6 protein-coding genes and 1 tRNA gene are annotated in these 8,006 nt (G+C 66.3%); 4 read left to right on the forward strand and 3 right to left on the reverse strand.

The window, feature by feature from the left end; translation table 11 throughout:
* The first annotated feature begins 102 nt into the window (after positions 1-102).
* The 4 genes from gyrB to M6444_RS18590 all read left to right on the forward strand — a co-directional run bounded on the left by gyrB (position 103) and on the right by M6444_RS18590 (position 6,178).
* Positions 103-2,109 (forward strand): DNA topoisomerase (ATP-hydrolyzing) subunit B, encoded by a 2,007-nt coding sequence (gyrB, locus tag M6444_RS18575; protein ID WP_298330920.1) that lies wholly within the window; start codon positions 103-105, stop codon positions 2,107-2,109.
* Between the two features lie 150 nt (positions 2,110-2,259).
* The gene (gyrA, locus tag M6444_RS18580) at positions 2,260-4,803 is read left to right on the forward strand and encodes a DNA gyrase subunit A (RefSeq protein WP_298330922.1); all 2,544 of its coding nucleotides are present in this window, start codon (positions 2,260-2,262) and stop codon (positions 4,801-4,803) included.
* Between the two features lie 50 nt (positions 4,804-4,853).
* Complete coding sequence (locus M6444_RS18585; RefSeq protein WP_298330925.1) at positions 4,854-6,008, forward strand: DUF3566 domain-containing protein; 1,155 nt, start codon at positions 4,854-4,856, stop codon at positions 6,006-6,008.
* A 93-nt stretch (positions 6,009-6,101) separates the two neighbouring features.
* Positions 6,102-6,178: transfer RNA gene (locus M6444_RS18590), tRNA-Ile, on the forward strand.
* Between the two features lie 18 nt (positions 6,179-6,196).
* Here M6444_RS18590 and M6444_RS18595 read toward each other — a convergent pair.
* From M6444_RS18595 to M6444_RS18605, 3 genes are all read right to left on the reverse strand, one after another.
* Positions 6,197-7,423 carry a site-specific integrase gene (locus M6444_RS18595; RefSeq protein ID WP_298330927.1) on the reverse strand — a complete coding sequence of 409 codons (1,227 nt, stop codon included), beginning with the start codon at positions 7,421-7,423 and terminating at the stop codon, positions 6,197-6,199.
* On the reverse strand, positions 7,423-7,662 hold the full coding sequence (locus M6444_RS18600; RefSeq protein WP_298330929.1) for a helix-turn-helix domain-containing protein: 240 nt from the start codon (positions 7,660-7,662) through the stop codon (positions 7,423-7,425). Before M6444_RS18600 ends, M6444_RS18595 begins: the two co-directional genes overlap by 1 nt.
* 120 nt (positions 7,663-7,782) lie before the next feature.
* On the reverse strand, positions 7,783-8,006 hold a 224-nt coding region (locus M6444_RS18605; protein ID WP_298330931.1), incomplete at its 5' end, for a hypothetical protein.

Below are 8,006 nucleotides of genomic sequence, written 5' to 3' on the forward strand. Positions count from 1 at the left end.
GGTAGACTGGACTCGTCCACCCAGGCCGCTCGGTCTCCTGGGCCACTCTGCGGCCTCAGGTGGCCCGGGGCGGCCTGATTCCTGGCAGGAAGGTCCCCGTTCGTGACGGACGACACCACGTCCTATGACGCCAGCGCCATCACCGTCCTCGAAGGTCTCGAGGCGGTCCGCAAGCGCCCCGGTATGTACATCGGTTCCACCGGCGAACGAGGTTTACATCATCTGGTCAGTGAGGTAGTCGACAACTCAGTTGACGAAGCCCTGGCCGGAGTGTGCGATCGCATTGACATCACCTTGCTCGCCGACGGCGGTGTCCGAGTTGTCGACAACGGCCGCGGTATCCCGGTCGACGAGCATCCGATCGAGAAGAAGCCGGCCGTCGAGGTCGTCATGACGGTCTTGCATGCCGGCGGCAAGTTCGGCGGGAACGGCTACAAGGTCTCCGGCGGACTCCACGGTGTGGGTGTCTCGGTCGTCAACGCGCTGTCCAGTCGGCTCGAGGTCGAGATCCACCGGGATGGCTATCGGTGGACCCAGTCGTATCAAATGGGGGTTCCCGAAGGGCCGTTGCAGCGGCACGAGCCCACTGACCGCACTGGGACGTCCACCACCTTCTGGGCGAGTCCCGACATCTTCGAGACGACCGAATACGACTTCGAGACCCTCTCCACCCGGTTGCGTGAGATGGCGTTCCTCAACAAGGGCCTGGCCATCACGTTGCGCGACGAGCGCCCACAGGCCACCGATCCGGGTGCAGAAGACGACGTCGAGTCGGTCGAGACGTCGAGCGGCCCGCGGGAAGTCCAGTACCGCTACGACAACGGCCTGGTCGACTACGTCAATCACTTGAACAGCTCCAAGACGCCGGTGCACCGCAGCGTCATCTCGTTCGAGGCCGAGTCCGAGGACGGCGACGGGCAGGCCATGAGCCTCGAGATGGCGCTGCAGTGGAACGACCAGTTCAGCGAGTCGGTCCACACCTTCGCCAACACCATCAACACTCACGAGGGCGGTACGCACGAGGAAGGCTTCCGTGCGTCGCTGACCTGGCTGGTGAACAAGTTCGCCCGCGACTGGGGCGTGCTCAAGGAGAAGGATCCGAATCTCACCGGTGACGACGTCCGCGAAGGCCTCACGGCCATCGTCAGCATCAAGCTCGCTGAGCCGCAGTTCGAGGGGCAGACGAAGACCAAGCTCGGCAACACCGAGGCGAAGAGCTTCGTTCAGCGGGTCGTCAACGAGCAGCTCGGCGCCTGGTTCGAGCAGAATCCCACCGAAGGCAAGCTGATCGCGCGCAAGGCGCAGAGCGCGGCCGTGGCCCGGTTGGCCGCACGCAAGGCTCGAGACGCCGCCCGAAGCCGCAAGGGCCTCATGGGTGGTGCCGGCCTGCCCGGCAAGCTGGCCGACTGCCAGTCCACCAATCCCGAAGAGTGCGAGCTGTTCATCGTCGAGGGTGACTCCGCGGGCGGCCCGGCGAAACAAGGACGCGACCCCAGAGTGCAGGCGATCCTGCCCATCCGGGGGAAGATCCTCAACGTCGAGAAGGCGCGGATCGACCGGATCCTGCAGAACCAGGAGGTCCAGGCGATCATCAACGCCCTGGGCACTGGGGTGCACGAAGAGTTCGACATCAACCGGCTGCGCTATCACAAGATCGTGCTGATGGCCGACGCCGACGTCGACGGTAAGCACATCCAGACGCTGCTGCTCACGTTGCTGTTCCGGTTCATGCGTCCGGTCATCGAGCACGGCCACGTCTTCCTGGCGCAGCCGCCACTGTACAAGATCAAGTGGGCCGGCAAGGACCAGCCCGCGGAGTACGTCTACTCCGATCGCGAACGCGACGCACTCGTCGAGGCCGGGCTGGCGGCCGGCAAGCGACTGCCGAAGGACGAAGGCATCCAGCGGTACAAGGGTCTCGGCGAGATGAACGACGACGAGCTGTGGGAGACCACGATGGACCCTCAGCAACGGCTGCTGCTGCAGGTCACGCTCGACGACGCCGCGCAAGCGGACGAGATCTTCAGCACCTTGATGGGCGAGGACGTCGAAAACCGGCGCAAGTTCATCCAGCGCAACGCTCGCGACGTCCGGTTCCTCGACATCTGAGGCCGCCACGACTGCGTTCGCGTGCGTCGGTCGTGGCGGTTCGACGCCGGCCACACACGACATGAATACGGGGAATGACGACAACCGTGGGCGGTCGCCCGCGCGTCATATTGATGTGCGGCCGCCGTGTCGCACCTGGAGGATCGATACGTGACTGACGACATCACTGCAGCCGACGGCGTCGTGGAGCCCAGGGGCCGCATCGAACCGGTCGACCTGCAGGTCGAGATGCAGCGCAGCTATCTCGACTACGCGATGACCGTCATCGTCGGCCGGGCGCTGCCCGATGTGCGCGACGGCCTCAAGCCGGTGCACCGCCGGGTTCTCTACGCGATGTTCGACGGCGGCTATCGGCCCGACCGGGGCTTCTCCAAGTGCTCGCGCGTCGTGGGCGACGTCATGGGCAATTATCACCCGCACGGCGACACCGCGATCTACGACACTCTGGTCCGGCTGGGCCAGTGGTGGTCGATGCGGTATCCGCTGGTGCAGGGCCAAGGCAACTTCGGCTCGCGCGGGGACGATCGCCAGGCGGCGATGCGCTACACCGAGTGCCGGATGGCGCCGCTGGCCATGGAGATGGTCCGCGACATCGACGAAGACACCGTCGACTTCTCCCCCAACTACGACAACCGCGGCGCCGAGCCGAACGTACTGCCCGCCCGATTCCCCAACCTGCTGGTCAACGGCTCTGGTGGCATCGCGGTCGGCATGGCCACCAACATCCCGCCGCACAACCTGCGTGAGGTGGCCGACGGCGTCAACTGGTTCCTCGACAACCCGGAGGCCGACAACGAGCAGCTGCTCGAGGCGTTGCTCGAGCGGGTCAAGGGACCCGACTTCCCCACCGCGAGCCTCATCGTCGGCACAAGCGGCATCGAGCAGGCGTACCGCACCGGTCGTGGGTCGGTCACGATGCGTGCCGTCGTCGAGGTCGAAGAGGACAGCCGCGGGCGAACGTGCCTGGTCATCACCGAGCTGCCGTACCAGGTCAACCCAGATGCGCTGACCCGCAAGATCGCCGAGCTCGCCGATTCCGGCAAGGTGTCGGGCATCGCCGACCTCCGCGACGATTCGTCGTCGCGCACCGGCATGCGCCTGGTCGTCATCCTCAAGCGCGACGCCGTACCCACGGTCGTCCGCAACAATCTCTACAAGCACACGCAGCTGCAAGAGACCTTCGGCTGCAACATGGTGGCGCTGGTCGACGGCGTCCCTCGCACGCTGTCGCTGGACGGATTCGTCCGGCACTGGGTGACGCACCAGGTCGAGGTCATCCGCCGCCGTACCGAGTTCCGGTTGCGCAAGAAGCGCGAGCGGCTGCACATCGTGCTCGGTCTGCTCAAGGCGATCGACGCGATCGACGAGGTCATCGCGTTGATCCGTCGGTCGCAGGACGTCGACGAAGCCCGCCAGGGCTTGATGCAGCTGCTCGAGATCGACGACATCCAGGCCACGGCCATCCTCGACATGCAGCTGCGGCGACTCACGGCGCTGTCGCGAGACGAACTGCAGAACGAGCACGACACGCTGGTCGCCGACATCGCCGACCTCGAGGACATCCTCGCTTCCGACGAGCGCAAGCGCGGCATCATCCGCGACGAGCTGAACGAGATCGTCGAGAAGTACGGCGACGAGCGACTCACCCGGATCGTTCCGGCCGAGGGCGACTTGACCGCCGAGGACCTCATCCCCGAGGAACCGGTCGTGGTCACCATCACCCGGGGTGGCTACGCCAAGCGCACCAAGGTCGACCTCTACCGTTCGCAGAAGCGAGGCGGTAAGGGTGTTCGCGGCGCCCAGCTGCGTGAAGACGACGTGGTCAGCCAGTTCTTCGTCACCACGACGCATCACTGGATCTTGTTCTTCACCAACCGCGGCCGCGTGTACCGGGCCAAGGCCTACCAGCTGCCCGAGCTCGCCCGTGATGCCAAGGGCCAGCACGTCGCCAACCTGCTGGCCTTCCAGCCGGACGAACAGATCGCCCGCGTGCTGACGTTGCGCGACTACGAGCAGGCGCCGTACCTGGTGCTGGCGACGAAGCACGGCATGATCAAGAAGACCCGGCTCACCGAGTACGACTCCAGCCGGAGCGGCGGCGTCATCGCGATTCTGTTCCGCGAGGAGGACGACGAGCTGATCGGCGCGGAGTTGGTCAGCGCCGACGACGACCTGCTGCTGGTGTCGCGCAAGGCCCAGGCCATCCGCTTCACCGCCACCGACGAGCAACTGCGGCCGATGGGCCGTGCCACCGGTGGTGTGGTCGGGATGAAGTTCCGCGAAGGGGACGAACTACTCTCGATGTCCGTAGTCCGAGATGGAACCGATTGGTACGTGTTCACCGTCACAGATGGTGGGTATGCGAAACGGACCGCGGTCGAGGAGTACCGCGTTCAAGGTCGAGGTGGTTTGGGTATCAAGGCCATGAAAATCAACGGCGACCGCGGCTCGCTGGTGGGTGCGTTGGTCGTGGACGAGAACGACGAGGTGCTGGCAATCCGTGCGTCCGGAGGGGTGACCCGGAGTCCCGTTCGTGACGTTCCTGCCAAGGGACGTGACACCATGGGGGTCAAATACGTTGCGCTCGACCCGGACGACGCGATCGTCGCGATCGCGCGCAACGCGGAGGACGAATCGGTGGTGGAGCCCGAGAACGACAGTCCTGATACCGACGCGGAAGGTGATGGCTCGTGACGAGCAGCGGTGGTACCGGGCGTCCTGCGAACGAGCAGGGCGGACGGAACATGAACGTACCCCCGCCCGGGCCGGGCACGAACGACTCGTCGTCCGGCCGGGGGGCCAAGACCAGTGGGCCCATCGCTACGGAGATGGTGGCGGCCTTGCGTGCCCAAGATGCCGCCGGGTCCGACGGCGGCAAGGGCAAGGGGACGAACACGCCGAACGGCCGGCCACCCGCTCCGCAGAGCTCCAATGGGGGCTCCGGTGGCCAGGGCGAATCTCAGCAGCGCCCGTCGCCGCCCGATCCGGCGGTGAACACCCGTCGCCAGGCGAACTCCCCGAACGAGGGCGATCAGCAGCCACGGGGCGCCGCCGCGGCACGGGTGGCCACGAAGAACAACCGCAATCGCCAGGACACCACGCCGCGCAACGACGACGACACGACGCCGAACCCGTGGTCCAAGCAGGCGCAGGGCGACAACTCCAGCCGTGCCCAGGGCGCCGGCAACGCCGCCGGCAGTTCCGCCGGTAGCGCCCAAGGAGCCCAAGGAGCCCAAGCCGAGCGAACACCGTCGCAGCAGGCGCAGACTCAGCGGCCCACGGCTCCGGTCCCACCGCCGTCGCTGGTGGCCAAACAGCGCCGAGAGGCAGCCGCGTCCGGCGCTGCTGCACCGCCGTTGACGGCACCGTCGGCGCCGCCGGCCCCGGCCCCGTCGGCAGCGCCGTCATCCGGGGCGGCCAGCAGTCAGGCGACGGCCGACACGCAGGCCAGCATCGACGCCGTGCCGTTCGAGAGTCCGAAGGCGAAAGCGAAACCGGCCCGCCCCGCTGCAACGCGCCGTGGTGGCCGGATCCGCAAGGCGCGGCTGCGGCTGATGCGCGTGGACCCGTGGTCGGTCATGAAGACCGCGTTCTTGCTGTCGGTGGCGCTGGGCATCACGTTGTTCGTCGCCGTGGCCGTGTTGTGGTCCGTACTCGACGCCGCGGGCGTGTTCTCCTCGGTCGACGAGATCGTCACGGACATGACCGCCTCGGACACCAACGCCGGCATCGACATCAACCAGTACGTGGAACTGTCGCGGGTGCTCGGATTCACCACCCTCATCGCCGTCGTGGACGTCGTCCTCCTGACGGCGTTGGCAACCCTCGGCGCGTTCCTCTACAACCTCTCCGCCAGCTTGCTCGGCGGGCTCGAACTGACCTTGGCCGAGGACGACTGAGTCAGGCGCTACCGAACCCGGTACCGGGTTTGGGTTCGCGGCAGGCCGTGCGGTAATCTGCTTCGGCATGCCCGGTCAGATTCGGGCGTCTACGGGCCTATAGCTCAGACGGTTAGAGCGCTTCCCTGATAAGGAAGAGGTCCCTGGTTCAAGTCCAGGTAGGCCCACCAGCACGAACGTATGGATCATCACTCATCACCCTGGTTGTCAGTCAGCAGATCGTCAGCATCCAGGGCGCGCCGAATCTGTTCGTAGTGATCGGCTGAGGCGTGCGTGTACAGGTTGAGGGTCGTGGTCGCCTGCTCGTGGCCCATCACGGTCTGAACGACGTTCACGGGCAAATTCCGGGACACTAGCCACGTCGCGTAGCAGTGCCGTAGGTCATGGAACCGTAGCCCGCCATGCGCGTTCGCGACGATGTGTTTGATGGCTGCGTTCTCGGCGGCGAACTCGGCCTGAGCGTCCTCACTGTCGGACGTAGGCCAGGTCGCGATGACTTGCCCGTCGTCGGTCGGTGCGAGGTTGCCGAGCAGTCCGGCCCGCACCAGCGAAGGTCGCCAGATGCGTCGGCGGAAGTTCCCCCGCAACAGGTGACCGCCATCGGGACCGGTGAACACCGCTGTCTGCTCCCCTCCCCCGGTGATCTTTCGGTGGATGCGCAGCGCGTCGGAGAGGAACCCAGCCATCGGGACCGTACGGCGACCGGCGCGAGTCTTGGGATACGGCTTCACCGTCACCCGGCCCCGGACTTCGATCACCACTCGCCGCACATGCAGCACGCCTGCGTCGACATCGATGTCGGACCAGCGCAGACCGAGACACTCGCCCCAGCGCAGACCAGCACCGGCAGCAGTGGCCGGAAGGGCACGGTAGAACTCCGGCACGACCGGCAACAGCTTTGACACCAGCTCATCGCGGGTGATCGTGCGCCCATCGCGGTCGGCTTTCCGCGCAGCAGGTAGCCGGATGCCCTCACACGGGTTCGCCGCGATCAGCCGAGCACGCGCCGCAGCACCGAGAATCGCGGACAGCTTGCCGTGTAACGACGCCACCGATGACGGAGCGAGCTCGGCGGCAATCTTGTTCACCCATTCCTGCACCGCCAGATGATCGATGCTTGCCAGCGGCCACGTGCCCCAGTACGGCAGCAGCCGAGCACGAAGCGCCGAACGAGTCGCAGCCGAGGTCGTCGCCTCCACCACACGGGCGGCTTCCCAGCGGGCGGCGAAATCTCCGAACCGGGTCTTCCCCGCCTGGGGGTCGATGTACTGGCCCCGGCTCTTGGTCGATTCGACCTCAGCCAAGAACCGCGATGCTTCCCGCTTGGTGGGGAACGTCTTGGCGCGCTGCCGACCAGCCGGATCACGCCAGTTCGCCCGCCAGGTCCCGGCAGGTGTCTTGACCACATGACCCATCACGACCACCCCGCCGAAGGCTCGACGGTGACCGCATTGAGCCAGTCGTGAAACGCAGCCTTCGGAATCACCCACCGACCACCGAGCTTGCGTGCAGGTATCTCCCCCGCACGCACCAAGGCATACGTACCGCCGAGCGCAAGATTCAGCATCTCGGCGACCTCAGCGACTGTGTACACGGCACGCTCGGACGACTCCGAACAACGATGACTGCCGAAGTCGATCACACGAACAGACATGACTTCCTCACTTCCCGATTCGGGCACGTCCAGGGACAGATGCCGGAAAATCTTCTGTGAGCACAGGCGGCACGCAGTGCCGGCGAGGCCTCGCAGCCGAAAGATTTCCCGGCGCAGGGGTCAGTGGTTGGCGGTGCGGATGCGGGCGTGGGTGGCGGACATGACGGCTTTGGCGGCGTCGAAGTTGTCGAGGTAGCCGCGTCCGGCGTAGCGCCAGGTGCCGATGGTGATGGTGGTGTCGGTCTCGGCGTCGTCGGTGGTGTCGATGTCGAGCACGTCGCGCACGTCGGCGTCAGGAGCAAGGCGGGCGCGTTGTCGTCGCCAGGTGCGGCGGGCTTCGCGGC

Source organism: Haloactinopolyspora sp. (genome assembly GCF_027324685.1).
Classification (GTDB): domain Bacteria; phylum Actinomycetota; class Actinomycetes; order Jiangellales; family Jiangellaceae; genus Haloactinopolyspora.

Coding starts and splice junctions, on each gene's coding strand:
- M6444_RS18585 (WP_298330925.1), top strand. CDS start 4,854: ATGAACGTACCCCCGCCCGGGCCGGGCACGAACGACTCGTCGTCCGGC.
- M6444_RS18595 (WP_298330927.1), bottom strand. CDS start 7,423: ATGGGTCATGTGGTCAAGACACCTGCCGGGACCTGGCGGGCGAACTGG.
- M6444_RS18600 (WP_298330929.1), bottom strand. CDS start 7,662: ATGTCTGTTCGTGTGATCGACTTCGGCAGTCATCGTTGTTCGGAGTCG.